This is a genomic window from Sphingobium cupriresistens, from assembly GCF_004152865.1.
Classification (GTDB): Bacteria; Pseudomonadota; Alphaproteobacteria; order Sphingomonadales; family Sphingomonadaceae; genus Sphingobium; species Sphingobium cupriresistens.
In genome coordinates, this window is the sequence record NZ_SEOO01000139.1 from 1 (window position 1) to 739 (window position 739).

The 739-nt window shown below is 57.6% G+C and carries 1 protein-coding gene; it reads left to right on the forward strand.

Annotation, left to right across the window (positions count from 1 at the left end):
- Positions 1 to 25 precede the first annotated feature (25 nt).
- A partial coding sequence (locus EWH12_RS22010) for an IS5 family transposase (RefSeq protein ID WP_129927825.1) occupies positions 26 to 739 on the forward strand: 714 nt, incomplete at its 3' end.

Below are 739 nucleotides of genomic sequence, written 5' to 3' on the forward strand. Positions count from 1 at the left end.
CCGTCTTTGCGACAAGATGGAGTGAATGGTGGCATGGACTGGTATTGCCCGGCGAGAGCATAGTCGGGAAGGTTTGCGATATCCATCGGATATGACGGACACGGAGTGGGCGCTGGCAGCGCCATTTGTTCCACCGGCGAGGCGAGGTGGCCGACGCCGGACTACCGACATGCGCGAGGTTGTGAACGCGATGCTTTACATCGCGGCAAGCGGGTGTGCGTGGCGACTTCTGCCGAAGTGCTTTCCTCCGGTATCAACGGTGCGTCGCTATTTCTATGCCTGGCGCGATGCCGGTCTGTTTGAAGCGATCAACACGGTGCTGGTCATGAATCTACGGGAGATCGAAGGGCGTGAAGCTTCACCCAGCGCCGGAGTGATCGACAGTCAATCGGTCAAGACTACCGAAAATGGCGGAATTTCGGGCTATGACGCGGGCAAAAAGGTGAAAGGCCGGAAGCGACATATCCTGACCGACACCTGTGGCTTCCTCATCTTCATCCTCGTACACGCCGCCGATATTCAGGATCGAGATGGGGCCGTCGATGTATTGGCAGCCATTCGCAAGCGGTTTCCCTGGCTACGACACATCTTTGCGGATGGCGGCTACGCTGGAGACAAGCTGCGATCCGCCTTGGTTGGCATGGGCAAATGGACGATCGAAATCATCAAGCGATCGGACAAGGCGAAAGGCTTTCAGGTGCTGCCCCGCAGATGGGTGGTCGAACGAACTTTTGCCTGG